The sequence below is a fragment of the Mucilaginibacter boryungensis genome, assembly GCF_015221995.1.
In the GTDB taxonomy this organism is placed as follows: domain Bacteria; phylum Bacteroidota; class Bacteroidia; order Sphingobacteriales; family Sphingobacteriaceae; genus Mucilaginibacter; species Mucilaginibacter boryungensis.
This window is the reverse complement of record NZ_JADFFM010000002.1, coordinates 109,433-127,254: the sequence shown is the minus strand read 5'-3', so window position 1 is coordinate 127,254 and position 17,822 is coordinate 109,433. Positions and strand designations below refer to the sequence as shown.

Sequence of the window (17,822 nt, the reverse complement as noted above, 5' to 3'; positions counted from 1 at the left end):
CGATTTAATTTTGTTTGAAATAAATTGCTCACAGGTTAAATAAATACCAAGGCAAAAGTAAAATAGCATGCGGAAAAATAGCTATGATACTACCAGGCTGTTCAAAATTTCTTTGATGGAGAACTTGGCACCGCAAACATGTTCGTCGGCGGCCCCATAGTAAATGGTCAGTTCATCACCGTTAACAATATGGCCGTTGGTGAATACTACATGACCAAAAAAACCGGTCAACTCATAATCCGCGGTTGGTATCATTATTGGGTCATGGCTGCGGGCAAGTACCTTCCAGGGCTCGTTAAGGTCTAACAGGAAAGCGCCCAGGCAATAGCGGTGCTCGTAACTGGCGCCATGGTAAATTTCCAGCCAGCCTTTTTCGGTTTTAATGGGGGCGCAGCCGGCGCCAACGCGGGCATTATCCCAATTATCGGCACGGGTTTTAATAATGCATTTATGGTTTCCCCAATGTTCGCCATCCGGCGATTCAGCCAGCCAGATATAGTTGCCGCCTAAGTCTACACTGCTTGGGCGGTGCAGCATGTAGTAAAGGCCGTTTATCTTTTCCTCAAAAATGGCGCAGTCTTTATTATGCGGCGGCAATATCATGCCGTGGTCTTTAAAAGTTTTCCAATCGGTAGTTGTTTTCATGCCTACCCCCACACCGCTGGCTGATACCGCCGTGAAAGTAAGATAGTAAGTATCGCCCATTTGTGTTACGCGGCAATCCTCAATGCCAAAGGTTTGTAACGCGCCCTTGCCAAATAGCTTTTTATAGCCGTCGGGTTCGTAAAATTTAACGCCGTCATCGCTGCAAAGCAGGCGTAAATGCGATAGCGTGGTCAGGTAATCAACACCCTTATAACGCACAACCCGGGCATCGGTAGCAATCAGGTCGGCATCATCCAGCGCTATTTCCATAATCTCGGTTTCGCCGGTTTCTGTCAGCACAGGGAAAGAAACTACGATCTCGTTTTGCTGGGGCCGCTCGGCAACGCGTACCAACAACCATGTTTTGCCATCAAACTGAAAAACGCCGGGATTCAATAAACAAGCAATATGTAGCCCCGCGGCACTTGGTGCCAGGTGTGCCGGAGACAATAATGGATTTTCGGGAAAACGACGGGCAATATCTTTCATATTCAACTAAACCCCCAATATTTTATTTGGTTTGAAAAGATAGTCAGGACTTTTCCTTTTTTAGCGAACTGATGTCCCCATTGCGTTCCATGTATACCTTGTCAATATTATTCAGGTCGTCTGTCAATGCCGATTTGCGGATGCCCTGCATAATATCTTCCTCGCAAACCAAAGCCCTTTCCTGGTTCTCTTTAATAAACCTGCCATTTTCAAAAAGTAATATTTTATTACCTTCTACAATGCTGGCAAATGTTTTACTTTTTACAATCATCCAGCCAAATAGCCTGTGCAGCAATACTGTAATAAAACAGGTAACTATTACGGGTATAAATGGAGACGCGCCTGCTACAGCCCGGCTTAATATAGCGCCCAATAAAATGCCGATAATATTATCCAGCGGTGTGCGCAACCCAAACGACCGCCGACCCGAGACGCGGATAAGTACCAACGCAATAAAAAATATGACTATCCCCCTGCAACTCATTTGCAAGGTATTCAGGTCTTTCCCTTCGCCAAATATTTTGATAAGTATTTCCATAGGTTAAACTGGTAGTATTTATAAAACCGCACCATTTCTAATTTGTTTAGGATGTACAAATCAATTAACCAAATATGCCATCGCCTATATTAATTAAATGCAGTAATCTGTTAAAACAAAAAAAACTGACACTGGCCACAGCCGAAAGTGCCACCGCAGGCAGGTTCTGCGCCGAATTGGCTATCATACCAGATTGCGGTGAAATACTGAAGGGCGGAATTGTGTGCTATGATGCCTGTATTAAACAGGATGTATTAGGTGTACCGCCTGAACTGGTGGAAAAGTATACACCTGAATCGGCAGAAGTTACGGCTGAATTAGCCAACCGTTTACGGCATTTTATGAAGGCTGATATACAAGTGGCCATTACAGGCTTACCTATGCCCGGTGGTAGCGAAAGTGAAGAAAAACCGGTAGGTACCATGTTTATTCATCTGCTTATAAAGGAAAAGCACGTAGCTATTCGGCAGGTTTTTAAAGGTACAGCCGAAGAGGTCATCCTGCAAACAATAGACCGTATTGCGCAGGAATTGATAGACCAGCTATCCTAATTGATAGCCGGTCTATTTTTCTGGTCTGCCAAATAATTTCCGCAGTTTATTTTTTGCTTTTTCAAGCGGGGCACGCTGGCTTTTGGTGAGGTTTTTGCCTGCCCGGTTCTCGTAAAAATTAAGCATAGACATAGCGCTTTGAAAAGGTGAGGCTTTGCGGCGATTGCTTTCCTCGGCCGAGTGTTTCAGCGACCGTGCTATTTTATCCGGATCTTTTGATTTGAAAACGTCCTTGTCCAAATCCATAGCATTGCTATGTTCTGTAACCTTTGCGGACCATCTATGCGGTTGCTTTTTAGTCCTTGCTTTCATAACAGAATGCTTTATTACATTTTCTTTGCGGTATCAGCTGTAGCTGTAACCTGCGCAGATGCATGTGGTTTAACAATTTTAACACCACCCGATCCGCTATTGTCAGCATTAATAGCATCGCCATAAGTATTGGTATTTGCAAACGTATCCCTGTAAGGATTGGTAGCAATATTATTGCCCGCACTATCTACACCAGGTCTTGCCGCATGGTCGCCGGAGCATGACGCGAAAGTTACTATTGATGTGATAGCTATGGCAAAAAGGATGGTCTTATTTTTCATTTTAAATATTATTTACACGAATTTGCACGAAAATAGCATGTCCCGATCAATTTCAACGAATTTTAACGAAAAAAGGCTGAATTAAACAGGGGATGCGCCGGATGGTGATTCGTGAAAACCGGCTGATTGATAAAGTGTGTACCCTTACAAATTCTCGCCTTTTGGCCCCTTTCCTTTATTGGAACTATCCTTACCTGGTGATGTCCCCGATTCGTCGTTATTATTGACAGGGGTAACCGATCCTTTTTGCTGATTATTTGTTTTGCCCTGCATTTTCGGCTCGTCCTTACGCGTGCCGATAGGCTGATCTGTAGTTTTCATAATTTAAGCTTGTAATATTTCTTCGTGATTTTGATGGCATATTTCAGCGCATTCGCGACAGGCAGCGGCACAGCGCTGGCAGTGGTCATGCTGATGTTTGCCACATTCCTCTGCACATAGCCGGCAAATTTCTTCGCACAGCAACAAATACTGTTTGGCAATGGTCGATTCGCGGTGCAGCAATTTCACCGCCTGCGTACATATGTCGGCGCAGTCGCGGTCAAATCTTATGCAATCGCGCATGTGCATTATATTATCTTCCTTTAAACATGCTGCTGCGCAAGCCTCGCAAGCCGAAGCACAATTTGTTAATGTTTGTATTAGCCCTGTATATTGTTCCATAATGTGGTTCCTTTTAATTAAAAATTGGTGACGGTAAAAGGTTAACAATTCGTATTTCAGTTAAGTTTTTATTTTTAATCAATAGTTAAAACTCAATCCGAGCCCCGGCGTTTATCTTTTATTAAACGGATAGGATATGCAAGTAAGTTATCCAATCAACTTTAATTAAGCCTACTGAAATATGAAAACAGGAGTTCCTAAAAAACAAAATCAACAACCCGGTATTGAAGCCGAAATGAACCCGCGCCCCGAGTTTATAAAAGCAAACTACAAGGCAGCAGGAAAGCTACAGGATAAAGTTGCCCTGGTGACAGGCGGCGATAGTGGTATAGGACGCGCGGCCTGCATACATTTTGCTAAAGAAGGCGCCGACGTGGCTATTGTTTATTTTAATGAAGATAGCGACGCGGAAGAAACCCGGCAATTGATTGAAGCCGAAGGCCGCCAATGCTTGCTGATAAAGGGTGATGTAAAAAGCGCCGCCTTTTGCAAAAAAGCCGTGCAACAAACCGTGAAAAAATTAGGCAAATTGAACATATTGGTAAACAACGCGGGGATGCAAGTGCCGCAAAAAAATCCGAAAGCGATTGACGAAAAACAACTGGATGATACTTTCCGAACTAATATTTATGCTTACTTCCATTTTGCTACAGAGGCATTGGAATACCTGCACGAGGGCGACTGCATTATTAATACCACCTCGGTTACGGCCTATCGCTCATCACCTAATTTAATAGATTACTCATCTACCAAAGGTGCCATTACCTCATTCACCCGGTCGCTGGCTACTAATTTAGTGGATAAAAAAATACGCGTAAATGCTATTGCGCCTGGCCCGGTTTGGACGCCGCTCATTGTATCGACTTTTGATGAAGAGAAAATTAAATCATTCGGATCTGAGACGGCTATGAAACGCGCGGGGCAACCTTCAGAATTGGGGCCCGCTTATGTATTCCTGGCATCAGATGATGCTTCATTCATTACCGGGCAGGTAATTCATATTAACGGGGGAGAGGTGGTAAACGGCTAACCGGCTTAAGGCTTCTCTCGCCAAGGGAATCGCTTTACCCCCAGCAGGGTATAAATTTGAGGCTAAAGCCATCCTATAATTTGGCTTATCCGTTGGCTGAAGCCAACGGCAATTAAAAATAGGTAAAATTCATTGCCGTCAATTATGGGGCAGTATAAGGCAAAGCAAAAAAGTTTTACCCTCAAAAAAATGCTTATCCCTTAGCTGGAGTCAACGGCAATAAAAGTAAAATTCATTGCCGTAAATTTATGGGGCGGTTTGAGGCAAGCAAACGGCTTTAGCATTTAAACAAGCGGCTTATCTGTTGGCTCAACCAACTGCAATTAAAAAATAGGTAAAAATTCATTGCCGTCCCATTTATGGGACGGTTAAGGCAGGGAAAAAAGGGCTTTAGCCAAAAAACAGATGGAAGGTTTAAAAGTGACTTCCCTGTTCTTCGCAGATAATCCACTCGTATTTTCTGGCGGACTTTTTATCCCGCGTTATACAAAACAGAAACAGCACCATCCCCTCGCGGGATCGTGCTGTTTCACACTAAACTATTGATGGAAAACTATTAAGTAAACAGTTCAAAATAGCGGAATAAATTTCGCGCCTGCAACCGTGTTTTCACGGTATTTTAGTACGTTTTTCACGCAAAAAATGCATTTAGGAATATTGATTTTAAGCCCTTCGAAAAAAATAAACTAAATTTTACAATCGATTGCAAAATTGTTTAGGTATTTGATTTTGTAATTGTTAATATTGTTTTATATACCGTTAACCTACTGCTTATGAAGTCTGTAAAATACCTTTTATCACTACTGCTGTTACCTGCTGCTGTTGTTGTTTCACTGGCGCAAACCTTGCCATTTCGCGATAGCAGATTATCCTATGAAAAACGTGCCGATGACCTGATCGGTCGCTTAACGCTTGAAGAAAAAGTGAGCCAGATGATAGACAAGGCAGCTGCTATCCCACGCCTGGGTATCCCCGAATATAATTGGTGGAACGAATGTTTGCATGGCGTAGGCAGGGCAGGCTTAGCCACGGTATTCCCTATGCCTATTGGCAGTGCGGCAAGCTTTGATGGCCCGCTGGTAAGTAAAATAGGCATTGTCACCAGCGATGAGGCACGGGCCAAGTACCACGAGGCCTTGCGCCATAACGAGCATGGGCGCTACCAGGGCTTAACGTTTTGGTCGCCTAATATTAATATTTTTCGCGATCCACGTTGGGGCCGCGGTATGGAAACCTATGGAGAAGATCCTTTCCTTACCGCTACTATGGGCGTAAACTTTGTAAAGGGCCTGCAGGGCGATGACCCGCATTATCTTAAACTGGTAGCCACTCCAAAACACTACATGGTACACAGTGGCCCCGAGCCCGAACGCCACCAGTTTAATGCCACTACCGATAGGTACGATTTCCTGGATACTTATTTGCCGGCTTTTAAAGCCACGGTGCAAAAAGGCAAGGCATTCTCCATCATGAGTGCTTATAATGCTTATAATGGCACGCCAGCCCCGGCAAATGCATTTCTTTTAGATAAAGTGCTGCGTAAGGAATTGGGCTTTAACGGCTATGTGGTATCAGACTGCGATGCGGTATACGATATTTATGCTTACCACAAATTGGCGCCAAGCAAGGAAGCAGCTTCGGCACAATCGGTAATCGCCGGTACCGATCTGGATTGCGGCCCTACGTATTTAACACTTGTGGCCGCCGCCAAAAGCGGGTTGATCACCGAAGCGCAGATCAATACCTCGCTTAAACGCTTATTTATGGCCCGGTTAAAACTGGGAATGTTTGATGATGATAAACTGGTAAAATACGCTTCGATACCATACTCGGTAGTAAACTCGACGAAACACCAGACACTGGCGCTGGAAGCCGCAAGAAAATCTATCGTATTGCTAAAGAATGAGAACCACATACTACCCTTAAGTAAAAGCATTAAAACCTTGGCCGTAATTGGCCCCAATGCCGATGCCGAGAAAGTGCAATGGGGAAATTACAACGGCACACCTGATAAGACAGTAAACATTACACCACTGCAAGGGTTAAGAAATAAGCTGCCTGATGCCAAAATAATTTACAGCCAGGGCTGCGAACTGGCCGATTTTACTAAAGCCGTAACTGATAGCAGTATCATCCGCCAAAATTATAATACTGCACTGGCTGCCGCCGATAAGGCCGATGCGGTAGTAGTGTTTTTAGGCCTTACACCAACCCTGGAAGGTGAGGAGATGAAAGTGCAAGCTAAAGGCTTTGCCGGTGGCGACAGGACAAGTCTTGATCTGCCAAAACCACAGGAAGATTTGTTGAAGACTATTTATAAAACAGGCAAGCCAGTAGTGTTGGTATTGCTTAATGGCAGCGCCCTTTCTATTAATTGGGAAAAAGAAAACCTGCCCGCTATTGTAGAAAGCTGGTATGGCGGCCAAAGCGCCGGTACCGCCATTGCCGATGTATTGTTTGGCGATTATAACCCCGCCGGGCGCTTACCGGTAACCTTCTACAAAAGCGTAAGCGATCTGCCCGATTTTCATGATTATGCTATGGGCAACCGCACCTACAGATATTTTAAAGGCGATGTGCTGTATCCGTTTGGTTACGGCTTAAGTTACACCACTTTTAAATACTCAGGGCTGACTATGCCTGTAACTGCAGTTAAGGGTAAAGCCATCAGCGTAAGCGTAAAAATTACCAATACCGGCAAAATGGATGGTGATGAAGTAGCCGAATTGTATGTAAAACATCTTAACCCGAGCATCCGCAAACCAATAGTGGCTTTACAGGGCTTTAAACGGATATTCCTGAAAGCCGGTGAAACGAAAATGGTAAGCTTTACTTTAACGCCTGATCAGTTAATGCTGGTAGATAAAACTGATAAATGGAGCCAGCCATCAGGACAAATCCAATTATCAGTTGGCGGTTCGCAGCCGGGTGAGCGAAACGTAACCAGCGGTAATGTGGTATCGAAGGTTATTACTATAAGATAGCCTTGTATACCCCTGCTATAAAATGTTATTAACTAATAAAGGCGGCAAAATGCCGCCTTTATTAGTTAAATATGGTTTGGACGGATAAAAAATATCCGAATGATCGTTTTTAAAATTACGCCTCTCTTTTTTCAGCTGCGGCAGCGTTAGCATAAATTACCACGCCAACACCAAACACTATAATAGCGCTAAAAAATAGCGGTGCTGAAGCGTCAAGTCCGCTGTTTGAATCAACCGGGTTAAAGGAATGGTTAGGTGTAAAAAACAATGAATATAATACTACCAGTATTCCCGCAAGTGCAATTATTAAACCTAAATTCTTTTTCATAATTATTTGTTACTCCGCAAATATAATTATGTTTTTATAAAATGGGTTCATCAATTGCATTTTAATTGACCAAAGTTTTTAAATGTTCATGCCGCCCGATGCCTCTATGCGTTGCGCGTTTATCCAGCGGGCTTCCTCGGTACATAAAAATGCTACTATTCCGCCAATATCCTCAGGCACGCCTACGCGTCCCAAAGCTGTTGCATCGGCAACGCGGGCATTAACATCGGGATTATCGCGCACCATACCGCCGCCAAAATCAGTTTCAATAGCGCCGGGGGCCACTACGTTTACCGCAATGCCGCGTTCGCCTAATTCCTTAGCCTGGTAGCGGCTTAATACTTCAATCGCGCCTTTCATCGAAGCGTAGGCAGATGAACCCGGGTTACTAAACCGTGCAAGACCGCTGGAAATGTTGATGATCCTGCCGCCATCATTTATTAACGCCAATGCTTTTTGTGTAAGGAAAAATACGCCTTTAAAGTGGATATTTACCAGTGTATCGAATTCATCTTCAGTAGTTTGATCGAATGATTTGTATAGGGCTGTGCCAGCGTTATTTATAAGGAAGTCGAACCTGTCTGTGTTGAAGGTTATTTTTAATACGCCTTTTACCTGGTCTATAAACCCATCGAAGCTTTTAATATCGCCGGCATTCAATTGCAGGGTAGCGGCTTTTGCGCCGGTCTTTTCTATTTCAGCAACTACGGCTGCTGCCTCGTCTTTATTGCTGTTATAAGTAAGGATAACATTGATGCCTTTTTTTGCCAGGCTAAGGGCCATGTTTTTGCCTAAACCGCGACTGCCGCCGGTTACCAGGGCTATTTTATTTGTTGTTGACATGGTGTTTGTTGGTTTTAATTATTTAACAGGACAAAGGTAACAAGCCTGCCGGAGGAGTGTTTGCAAGTATCAATCCATGTTTTGCAAAATTCAAATATTGATGTGGATTGATGCGGTTTAGTGATAGCCCTGATTAAGCCCGGACATCCTTTAAAAAGCTCAAAAAAGCCTATCTAAAAAACCGTAAAAAAAGCTAAAAAGGTGAAAGTCTGTCTAAAAATCGCTAAAAAGCGCCTAAGTCCTGAAAGCCACTGGCGCCAATTTAGTTTGCTTGCGGAAAAAGTTAGAGAAATGCGCTACCTGCTCGAAGCCCAGGCTGTAGGCAATTTCGGATATATTCCAGTCGGTTTGTTTGAGGAGGATTTTGGCTTCCTGCACAATGCGGCTGGTTATAATATCGGTGGTGGTTTTGCCGGTATGTTCTTTTAATACCTTGTTCAGGTGGTTTACATGCACGGCTAAGCGGTCGGCATAATCTTTGGCGGTGCGCAGGTTTAGTTTTTGTCCCGGCGATTCTATAGGGAACTGCCGCTCTAACAACTCGATAAATAAAGACGATATCCTGGCCGATGCCGTATGCGATGGGTATAAAGCCGTTGCCGGTTGTAGCTTTTGGCCGTAATGTATCAATTCCAAAACATAGTTACGCAGCAAATCGTACTTGAAGGCATAATCGGAAGCCAGTTCTTTATGCATTTTGCTGAAGATAAGGCTGATCTCTTCAGTAGCTTCGTCGGTTAACTGGAATATAGGTATGGCGCCCGGCCTGAAAATCGGAAGGTCATCCAATACTACCCCGCTTTTGGATTGTATCAAAAAATCGTGCGTAAAAATGCAGAAAAAGCCCCCCTGGTCATCATCCAGCGGGATATAATTATAGGGGATCTTAGGCGTGGCAAACAGCAGCGCGCTCTTTTCAATGTTCACCTCTTTATCAGCATATTCAGCCTTGTTGCGCCCGCGGATGAGGCTTATTTTATAGTAAGCCCGGCGGTTATACGGCATTGGCTGTTTCTTGGCATGGCGCGCCACCATATCCGCAATAGGAAAGATATTAAAATGCCCTATCTCTTTATTGATCCCTTCGGGGATAAGCGATGCGGTTTCCCGGTAAAAATCCTCAATGGTGGCGGTGTGCATGGTGTGTTGCAAAATTCAAATATAAGAATTTTTTAACCAACGAAATTTTAAATAAAAAAGCCGGGAAAAACGTAGAAAACGAATAATTATAAATAAAAATAAATAATAATGAATAAAAATAATGGTGTTGTTATGCTCCTCTCGCAACCACTGACGTAAAACAAAAAGGCGGGTGACCTATTGATCATCCGCCTTTTTTGAAAAACATTTTTTTACACTATTGCCCGAAACCACCCGCGGGTTTCATCTGATAATTTACCGGTGGTTCAACACCCAGCAGGTTCTTAACAAAATAATCCCAGCGACGGCGCATCATATATTGCGAATGCTGGCCATAGCCATGGGCGCTGTTAGGGAATACGATCAAATCGAAACTTTTGTTGGCGCGTTCCAGAGCTTCAACAACCAGCAGCGTGTTTTGCGGCGGTACGTTGTTATCCATTAAACCGTGGGCTAATAGTAATTTACCTTTCAGGTTTTTAGCCAGGTTTTCATTGGCCTGCGCGTTGTAATCCGAATTGCTGGTTAAGCCATTGTAACGCTCGCCCCAGTTATCCTCGTAGTTCAGGTTCTCGTGGTTGCCCGATTCGGCAATACCTACCTTAAAGAAATCAGGGTAGCGGAACATAGCGCCGGCTGTAGCAAAACCACCGCCTGAATGGCCCCAGATACCCACACGGCTTAAGTCCATATACGGATAACGGGTGGCTAACTGCTGTATGCCGCTTACCTGGTCGCCCAGGGTGTTATCGGCCATGTTGCCATAGCTCATATCGTGGAAGCTTTTTGATCGGTACGGGTTGCTGGTGCCTTCAATTTCAACTACAATAAAACCCAGTTCGGCCAGGGCGCCGTTATCGCCACGGGTTACCGAGAACGCCCAGCTACCAACGCTGCCGCCTTGGGGACCGGGATAAATGTAGTCTATCACCGGGTACTTTTTGTTGGGGTCAAGATTGCGGGGTACCCACATCAGGCCGTAAACATCAGTTTTTCCGTCGTGCGCTTTGGTAGAAAACGGGATAACCGGTTTCCAGCCTGTGGCGGTTAGTTTTGAGATATCAGTATGCTCCAGTTCTGTTATCACTTTGCCTTTTATATCACGCAATACAGTTACCGGCGGAACATCGGGTTTTGAGTAAGTATCGATAATATAATTGCCCGATGGCGAGAAAGTAACATTATGTGTACCAGCGCCGGGGGTTAACACGGCAAAACCTTTACCATCAAAACCAACTTTGCAAAGCTGGCTGAAGTAAGGGTTTTCAGGCTCTAAACCGTCAGCCATAAAATAGATCACGCGGTTCTTCTCGTCAACTTTTTGCAAGCTGGCCTGTACCCAATCGCCTTTATCCACCTGGTTTTTTAGCTTGCCGGTGTTGGCATCGTACAGGTAAAGGTGCCCCCAGTTGTCGCGCTCCGAGAACCAAAGGATCTCGTTAGTTTTGCTCAGGTAGCGCCAGTTTACATCGGCCCAGCCCGATTCAAATTGGGTCTTTACAGTTTCTTCAAATATCTCACGCACGTCGCCGGTAGCAGCATCGGCCATGCGTACGTTTTCCTGTTTGTGGTCGCGGTTGGTTGATGCGAATACCAGTTTGGTAGCATCATCGCTCCAGTATACATCAGCCCAGCCAGCGCCGCCTTTAATATCGTCGCTTAGGGTTGAACGGTGCGGATCCGGATCACATTTCAGACTGATCACCTTGGGCTCGTCCACATTAATGATCACCCGGCGCAGCATCGGGATCACCTTATCGCCCGGTAAAGGGTATTTCCAGGCCCTTAAATCGGGCGCGCCAACTTTGGTGTTCACCAGGTACATATTGTTCACCTGACGTTCATCCTGCTGGAACGTAGCTATCTTTTTTGAATCGGGTGACCATACCAATATCGGCCTGTCGCCCTGTGCCCAACCGGCATTATCGGTGGCATAACCATTATCCTTTACGCCATCGGTAGTTAGCTGGGTAACCTTATTGGTGGTGTTATCCCGCACATACAAATTAAAATCTTTTATAAAAACGGCCTTTTTGCCGTCGGGCGATAGGTTCTCGTTGGGGTTACCGCCACGACCAAAACCACCACGGCGACCGCGGCCACCAAAGCCGCCCGTAGCCGCTGCCTGCATCGGCGACGAATCGGGCACGACTTGACTGCCATCAAATTTCCATTGCTTGCCATCGGCCATAAACACCACACCTTTGCCATCCGCAGGGATAGTTATGGCTTCAAATGGCAGGGCATCGGCAGTATAGGTTTTTCCTGAAGCGGTTGATAATGCCGCCGCAAGTTTAGCATGATCGAAAGCCGCACCTTTGCTGCCATTTTTAGGGTTGAACATCATGAACTGGTTACCTTCACGATACCAAAAGCGGTCATCGGTTGTCCAGTTTATGCGGGTGCCAATACCGCTGCGGGTAACTAAAGGGGTAAGCGCCCCGGCCATCTGGCTTTCGGCACGTTCATAATCTTTAGCAGTGTAGGCTTGCTGGGCGCCGGCACTTAATGCCAATGCCAGCGGGATAGCCGTAAGTAAAAATTTATTCATGTAAGTTTGGTTAAGCAGTTATGCTGTATTTGGATCAATTAACAAAGCAAGATACTGCAAATCCGCCGTTTGTCAAGTAACGTTTATGTTAGATGATCGACGGAAAACTAGGGTTTCGGTTTACGCAGGTTTCTCGCAGAGACTCTGCGCCCGAATGAGCGCGTCATTGCGAGCGATAGCGTGGCAATCACCGGTAAGCAGGTCCGCTCTGCACATGGGGATTGCCACGTTGCTGATAGAAGCTCCTCGCAATGACGCGTGGTTGGTGGTTTTATCTTTGTGGTGGCGAAAATAGGGGATTCTCTGTTATATAAAATATCAATTGCCTGCCCTGTTCTTTTCGCTATCCGCGCTGCCTGTATTGCGTTTTTTAGGGATGTTTGCCGATTTACCAAAGTTATAGCTAAAACCCAGCGTTACCGAACGGTTGGCATTATCGTTATGATAGGTAATGGCCGCACCGGGTACATTCCTGATGTTACCGGCTGAATAATTACCCTTGAAAAGGTCACGCGCGCTTAGTTTTATAGCGCCATTGTTGTTTAATATCTTTTTTTGCAGGCCCATGTTTAATTGCTTGCGCGCTATGTGGGTAAATTGCGAATCGGTAAAAGGTGAAACATAAAACATGGTTAGCTCCGCGCTCCAGCCATGCGATAAGGTAAACTGGTTGGTATTGTTTATGAAACAGTAAGCGGTAGTGTTATCAACCGGTATAGTACCCAATTGGCCCTTGTAGCGTGTCCAGTTATATTCGGCATCCAGGTAAAAATGCCACCATTTAAACGGATCGAGATTGGTTATAGCCGCAACATTTTTTTCGGCCCGGCTGCCCAGGTTAATGCTATTGGCAAAAAATATGTCGCCTTTTTGGTAATCGTATTCAACCCTGTAATCGGTAACATAGCTATACCCTGCCGATAAGACCAGCATGCTTTTATAGCTATAGCTAAGCTGGTAATTATTGGTAAACTGCGGTCTTAAAAACGGGTTACCCGTAAAAGCACTGTACTTATCCAGGATGATAATGAATGGATTCAGATCCTGGTAGGCAGGCCTGTCTATACGGCGGCCATAAGAAACACTCACGCTATTCGACCCTGCCGAATCCAGTTTATAAAGCACAAAAGCAGTAGGAAACAGATCAGTATAGTTTTTTACAAATGATGAATCCTGCCCCAGGGCATTACCCAACTGGTGGGCATTTACGCGGGTATTTTCGGCCCGTAAGCCTGCTTGCAGGGAAAAACGCTTCCATTCCTGACTAAAGTTTGCATAGGCCGCGTTAACATTTTCCTTATATATAAAACGGTTAGTGTTGTTATTATCTACCGTAGTAACATTGTTTACAATGTTGAAGTAGTTGGCCGCGTTATCAGTATTTACATAGCTGGTTTTCAGGCCAAGGTCAAGCCTTGTTTTTTTATTAAAAGGTAAGCTGTAATCTGTTTTACCCGACCAGATATTAACGTATACCGGCAGGTTATCAATAATATTTTGATTGCTGCCCAAAGCGCCTGAGGCATTATAAGTAGTGTTGTAAAAAGACTGATCGCGGTGATTACTGTAGCGCACATAATCAAAATCGGCCGTGATATTTGTGCCCAGGCTATCGTATTTGTGGCTATAGTTAAAATTAATGCCGCCGTTGTAATTTTTGTAGTTGGTGTTGTTCTCCGCAACAACGGTCGAATCGATCTTACCCGCGGCGTTCTTTAAAAAGCTATTGACCGGGTTGTGATTATCACCGGTTGATATGACGCCGCTAAGCACCACACCTAAGGTGGTTTTGGGTGATATATAATAATCTACACCGGTTTTTAAATTGCTGTTATAGAAAGATGGATTAAAGAAAGCAACCTCGGTATACGATGATCTGACGTTGTTGCCGGCATCAAAGTAAGTTCGGCCTACATCCAGCCGGCGGTAGGAGTTTTGTATGCTGTAACCTTCCAGCAGGAAAAAGTTAATCTTATCTACCCTGTAATTCATGTTAAAACTTTCGGAAGTACGCCAGTACTTAGCAAGGCCAGCGTTTGCCGCGGCCGAACCATTGAACCCTTTTATTTTTGAATGTTTGGTTTTGATATTGATGATCCCTGCATTGCCCGATGCATCGTATTTGGCGGGCGGGTTGGTCATTAGCTCTATCTGGTCAAGATGCGAGGCGGGGATCGATTTAAGGTAGTTGATCAGGTCGTCGCCCGAAAGATAGGTAGGCTTATCATCTATCAATATCATCACGCTCGATTTTCCTTTGAAGCTGATACCACCATTCACATCCACAATTACACCCGGGGCTTTCTCTAATGCTTCAAGCGCGTTTGCGCCGGTATTGGTTATAGATGACCCTACGTTCACCACCATGCGGTCAACCTTTTGTTCAATGTATGACTTTTGCGCGGTTACTGCCACCTCTTTCAAGGTTGTCCCGCCAGGCTGAAGCGTGATTGGGGTTAAGTTAACTAATGATTTTTCAGTAGAAATATAGACAACATCGCTGCGATAAGTTTTAAAACCCACATTACGTACCTGTAAACGATAGGCCCCGTTGCCGATATTACTAAATACAAACCTACCCTGTGCGTCAGCCTGTCCGGTTTTAACCGTTGCTGAATCCTTTGCGGTAACTAAAACTACGGTTGCTGCAATGGCAGGTTGTTTATGATCGTCCAGCACCTGCCCGAATATTTTGCCTTCGGGCGATTGGGCTTGTGCAAAATTCAGGGCAAAGCCCAGCCATGTGGCTAAAAAAGCCAGGGTTAATGTTTTCATAATGAGTGGTTGGGATGGGGCTTTACAGCAATTCAACAATGCGTCATGCTGAACTTGTTTCTGCATCCCACATGCAAAGAGTGGAGGGTGGTTACTTTGCATGTGGGATCCCGAAATAAATTCGGGATGACGTATTGTACTACAGACTTTATTTCGCTTTGCGGATATAGATATTGCCGTTCATATTCTTCATCAGTATTTCGGGGCCACCGCCGTTTATTTTACCGTTAACCCAATCTTCAACGGTTATGCGGTACATGCCGTCTTTAGCGCTTTTAGTTGATTTTGCCGGGCTTTTTTCGGTTACCATATCAAAGTCGCTGTAAACATTGCCCTGGTCAGATCGTGCTTTAATATTGGCCTTTAAACTGGCCGGGAAAGTTACATCAACATTGCCGTTAAGCGTAGTAAAAGCCATAGCCGCATTCGGCTCGACCGATTTAAAACTTACAGTTACGTTACCATTAGTAGTGTTGGCTACTACCGAGCCGGATACGTTGGTGAGTTTAATGGCGCCATTGGTATTGTTCATTTCCATATCGCCGCTAATATCATCGGCAGTAATGCTTCCGCCATTGATGGTACTTAGATTGATATTTGTGGCACCACGTGGTATTTTAATAGTTAACGATGCCATTTTGCCGGGTAAATTATTGTTAATGCTTACTTTATTGCTTTTCTCGGAAGCACTAATATCCAGGTTTTCGCCACTTGATATACGCCTCATACCGTTGCTGATTTCCTTGCGGTCCTTGCGGCCATGCTCGCTTTGGGCATCAATTATTATGTCTTTTCCATCATACACACTAACTTTTATAGAGCCGCTTATGGTGTGTACATCAATTTTGTACGGTTTGCCCGGATCGCTCAACGGGACGGTTAACTGTTGCGATTCCTGTGCCATCAGGCGGGTGCTTAGGGTTAGGGCTAATGCTACCAGGCCTGTAAATTTTATTGCTTTCATGTTATTTGGAGTGTTAAATTATGCTTTTTTAATATAAATATTGCCGTTAAGCGTTTCAAATTTGAATACTTTGCCGCCTTTGCCAATTTTTATGGCAGTGTTTTTATTTAAGCGGTAGGTGGTGCCGCCAGCCTTTTTGTTTTCTGTTTTGGTGATCTCGGTAGGTAATACCTCGGTATCGGGAAAGTCGGTGTAAAATTGGCCGTTCATACTTTTAAACTGTACGTTGGCTGCCAAATCTGAAGGAAATGTAGCCTCCAGTTTGCCGTTTAATGTATAATAGCTTGATGCCTCGGGCGGGTTACTTAAATAATTAATGGTAAGGTTGCCATTTATGGTGCGTGCAACGGTAGTGCCTTTGGCATTTATAATGCTGATAGCGCCGTTTACATTATTTACTTTCAGGCTGCCGTACACGTCTTTCACACCAACATTACCGCTGTTTACAGTGCCAACATTAATATTTATATTGTTGGGTACTTTCACGGTGTAGTCCAACTTTACGGTGTAGTAACGGTGCCTGTCCCCATCATTATTCCAGCGGCCGCTATGCGGACGGGTATCATAAGGTTCGGCAGTGTAAGCGATAATGCTGTCGGCTTTTTGGTCGAAGCCCAGTTTAAATTCAGCTTTTGCTTTGGCCATTTCCTCGGCATCGCGGGCCGAGATAGTTTCGTCTATTTCAATTACAACCTGGTTGCCGTTGTAGCCTTCAACTTTAACGCTGCCAAATACATTGTAAAGGGCAAATACGGTAGCTGCCGCCGATTGTTGAGGTGTAAACTGCTTGCTGATATGGTCTTTAAATTCAACGTCGTACGACTTTTTTTGGGCAAAAGTATGGCCCCATCCCGCTAAAAGCGCGATCAATACTAACTTCTTCATGATGTGTGTTTTGGTTTTAAATTAAACTGTTAATCGTCTCTTTGATCTTGTTCCTGACACCGTGGTCAAGATTCTTTTGTTTTAAAAGTTCTTTAAATTCACCTACCGACCGTTTCTCTTGCAGTTTCAGCATCACATCCGCAATGGCCGATTGCATCAGTGGCGAATCCTGTTCGGTGATAGATTTTATAAGTCCCGCCCGCACTTCCGGGTGACCGGCCAGCTGTGCCAGTGCATCCAGCGTACTCAGGCGTACGTTTACGTTCGGGTCGTTATTCAGCGTGGCCAGTAAAGCATCAATTACCTGCTGGTCTACGTGCTTTATCTCGCTGGTGTAGCTCACCCCCTTAATCCTTTCAGATGCCGACGGGTTCTCCAGCATGGCCAGCATCATGGTTTGTTTTAACTCATGCACCTGGCTGCTCAGTGCCTGTAGTTGCTTATCCTGCTGCCCGCCTTTACCTGCATTAAATACCCAATAACCGCAGGCAAAGCTTATCAAAATAATCACCAGGCTGTAAGCCATAGGCAAGCGCGGCTGCACCAGCCAAAACTGGCTTAGCTTTTCTTTTAGTTCCGCCCAAATATTCCCTTTAGATGCCGCCTCTTCCTTGAAAGTATCCAGCATGGCTTCAAACTTCACCTGCATGTGTGCCGATGGGGCAGGGGTTTCAATAGTGCCCATTTCTCTCCACAATTCCTTCATGGCGGCTAATTCTTCTTTACAACCGGGGCAATCGCTCAGGTGTTGTTCCAGTTTCACCCGCTCGGCCGGCGGCAGGTCTTTATCTATCCAGCCGGTAAACAGCTCCTTATATTTATCACAATCCATTTTATGTCTGT

Annotated in this window: 17 protein-coding genes; 3 read left to right on the top strand and 14 right to left on the bottom strand. The window is 44.8% G+C overall.

All coding sequences use genetic code 11. The annotated features are described in order from the left end of the window. Nucleotides 1-81: 81 nt before the first annotated feature. A complete protein-coding gene (locus tag IRJ18_RS13395) occupies nucleotides 82-1,134 on the bottom strand; it encodes a glycoside hydrolase family 130 protein (protein ID WP_194106830.1) in 1,053 nt (350 codons plus the stop codon). Between the two features lie 43 nt (nucleotides 1,135-1,177). Then, on the bottom strand, nucleotides 1,178-1,672 hold the full coding sequence (locus tag IRJ18_RS13390) for a DUF421 domain-containing protein (RefSeq protein ID WP_194106829.1): 495 nt from the start codon (nucleotides 1,670-1,672) through the stop codon (nucleotides 1,178-1,180). Between the two features lie 74 nt (nucleotides 1,673-1,746). On the opposite strand from IRJ18_RS13390, the gene IRJ18_RS13385 reads away from it, so the two are divergent. After that, nucleotides 1,747-2,223: a CinA family protein gene (locus tag IRJ18_RS13385; RefSeq protein WP_194106828.1), complete on the top strand. Its 477-nt coding sequence runs from the start codon at nucleotides 1,747-1,749 to the stop codon at nucleotides 2,221-2,223. A 12-nt stretch (nucleotides 2,224-2,235) separates the two neighbouring features. Here IRJ18_RS13385 and IRJ18_RS13380 read toward each other — a convergent pair whose 3' ends face one another. The 4 genes from IRJ18_RS13380 to IRJ18_RS13365 all read right to left on the bottom strand — a co-directional run bounded on the left by IRJ18_RS13380 (nucleotide 2,236) and on the right by IRJ18_RS13365 (nucleotide 3,479). Then, nucleotides 2,236-2,535, bottom strand: coding sequence for a DUF3175 domain-containing protein (locus IRJ18_RS13380; RefSeq protein WP_194106827.1), 300 nt, complete (start codon nucleotides 2,533-2,535; stop codon nucleotides 2,236-2,238). A 14-nt stretch (nucleotides 2,536-2,549) separates the two neighbouring features. After that, complete coding sequence (locus IRJ18_RS13375) at nucleotides 2,550-2,816, bottom strand: hypothetical protein (protein ID WP_194106826.1); 267 nt, start codon at nucleotides 2,814-2,816, stop codon at nucleotides 2,550-2,552. Nucleotides 2,817-2,960: 144 nt separating this feature from the next. Further along, nucleotides 2,961-3,137, bottom strand: coding sequence for a hypothetical protein (locus tag IRJ18_RS13370; RefSeq protein ID WP_194106825.1), 177 nt, complete (start codon nucleotides 3,135-3,137; stop codon nucleotides 2,961-2,963). Nucleotides 3,138-3,140: 3 nt separating this feature from the next. Beyond that, on the bottom strand, nucleotides 3,141-3,479 hold the full coding sequence (locus IRJ18_RS13365; protein WP_194106824.1) for a four-helix bundle copper-binding protein: 339 nt from the start codon (nucleotides 3,477-3,479) through the stop codon (nucleotides 3,141-3,143). A gap of 181 nt (nucleotides 3,480-3,660) precedes the next feature. Here IRJ18_RS13365 and IRJ18_RS13360 point away from each other — a divergent pair, with 181 nt between their 5' ends. Both IRJ18_RS13360 and IRJ18_RS13355 read left to right on the top strand, forming a co-directional pair. After that, nucleotides 3,661-4,509 carry an SDR family oxidoreductase gene (locus tag IRJ18_RS13360; RefSeq protein WP_194106823.1) on the top strand — a complete coding sequence of 283 codons (849 nt, stop codon included), beginning with the start codon at nucleotides 3,661-3,663 and terminating at the stop codon, nucleotides 4,507-4,509. A 773-nt stretch (nucleotides 4,510-5,282) separates the two neighbouring features. Beyond that, nucleotides 5,283-7,493 (top strand): glycoside hydrolase family 3 C-terminal domain-containing protein, encoded by a 2,211-nt coding sequence (locus IRJ18_RS13355; RefSeq protein WP_194106822.1) that lies wholly within the window; start codon nucleotides 5,283-5,285, stop codon nucleotides 7,491-7,493. A 115-nt stretch (nucleotides 7,494-7,608) separates the two neighbouring features. On the opposite strand, the gene IRJ18_RS13350 is transcribed toward IRJ18_RS13355, so the two are convergent. The 8 genes from IRJ18_RS13350 to IRJ18_RS13315 all read right to left on the bottom strand — a co-directional run bounded on the left by IRJ18_RS13350 (nucleotide 7,609) and on the right by IRJ18_RS13315 (nucleotide 17,811). Further along, a complete protein-coding gene (locus IRJ18_RS13350) occupies nucleotides 7,609-7,821 on the bottom strand; it encodes a hypothetical protein (protein WP_194106821.1) in 213 nt (70 codons plus the stop codon). A 78-nt stretch (nucleotides 7,822-7,899) separates the two neighbouring features. Continuing rightward, a complete protein-coding gene (locus IRJ18_RS13345; RefSeq protein ID WP_194106820.1) occupies nucleotides 7,900-8,664 on the bottom strand; it encodes an SDR family NAD(P)-dependent oxidoreductase in 765 nt (254 codons plus the stop codon). Nucleotides 8,665-8,898: 234 nt separating this feature from the next. Then, nucleotides 8,899-9,804 carry a helix-turn-helix domain-containing protein gene (locus tag IRJ18_RS13340; protein WP_194106819.1) on the bottom strand — a complete coding sequence of 302 codons (906 nt, stop codon included), beginning with the start codon at nucleotides 9,802-9,804 and terminating at the stop codon, nucleotides 8,899-8,901. 217 nt (nucleotides 9,805-10,021) lie between these two features. Next, the gene (locus IRJ18_RS13335) at nucleotides 10,022-12,355 is read right to left on the bottom strand and encodes a S9 family peptidase (protein WP_194106818.1); all 2,334 of its coding nucleotides are present in this window, start codon (nucleotides 12,353-12,355) and stop codon (nucleotides 10,022-10,024) included. 318 nt (nucleotides 12,356-12,673) lie between these two features. Continuing rightward, complete coding sequence (locus tag IRJ18_RS13330) at nucleotides 12,674-15,130, bottom strand: TonB-dependent receptor (RefSeq protein ID WP_194106817.1); 2,457 nt, start codon at nucleotides 15,128-15,130, stop codon at nucleotides 12,674-12,676. A 148-nt stretch (nucleotides 15,131-15,278) separates the two neighbouring features. After that, a complete protein-coding gene (locus tag IRJ18_RS13325; RefSeq protein ID WP_194106816.1) occupies nucleotides 15,279-16,094 on the bottom strand; it encodes a DUF4097 family beta strand repeat-containing protein in 816 nt (271 codons plus the stop codon). An 18-nt stretch (nucleotides 16,095-16,112) separates the two neighbouring features. After that, on the bottom strand, nucleotides 16,113-16,979 hold the full coding sequence (locus tag IRJ18_RS13320; RefSeq protein WP_194106815.1) for a DUF4097 family beta strand repeat-containing protein: 867 nt from the start codon (nucleotides 16,977-16,979) through the stop codon (nucleotides 16,113-16,115). Nucleotides 16,980-16,995: 16 nt separating this feature from the next. Further along, nucleotides 16,996-17,811, bottom strand: a complete 816-nt coding sequence (locus IRJ18_RS13315) for a zf-HC2 domain-containing protein (RefSeq protein WP_194106814.1) — start codon at nucleotides 17,809-17,811, stop codon at nucleotides 16,996-16,998. Between the last annotated feature and the right edge of the window lie 11 nt (nucleotides 17,812-17,822).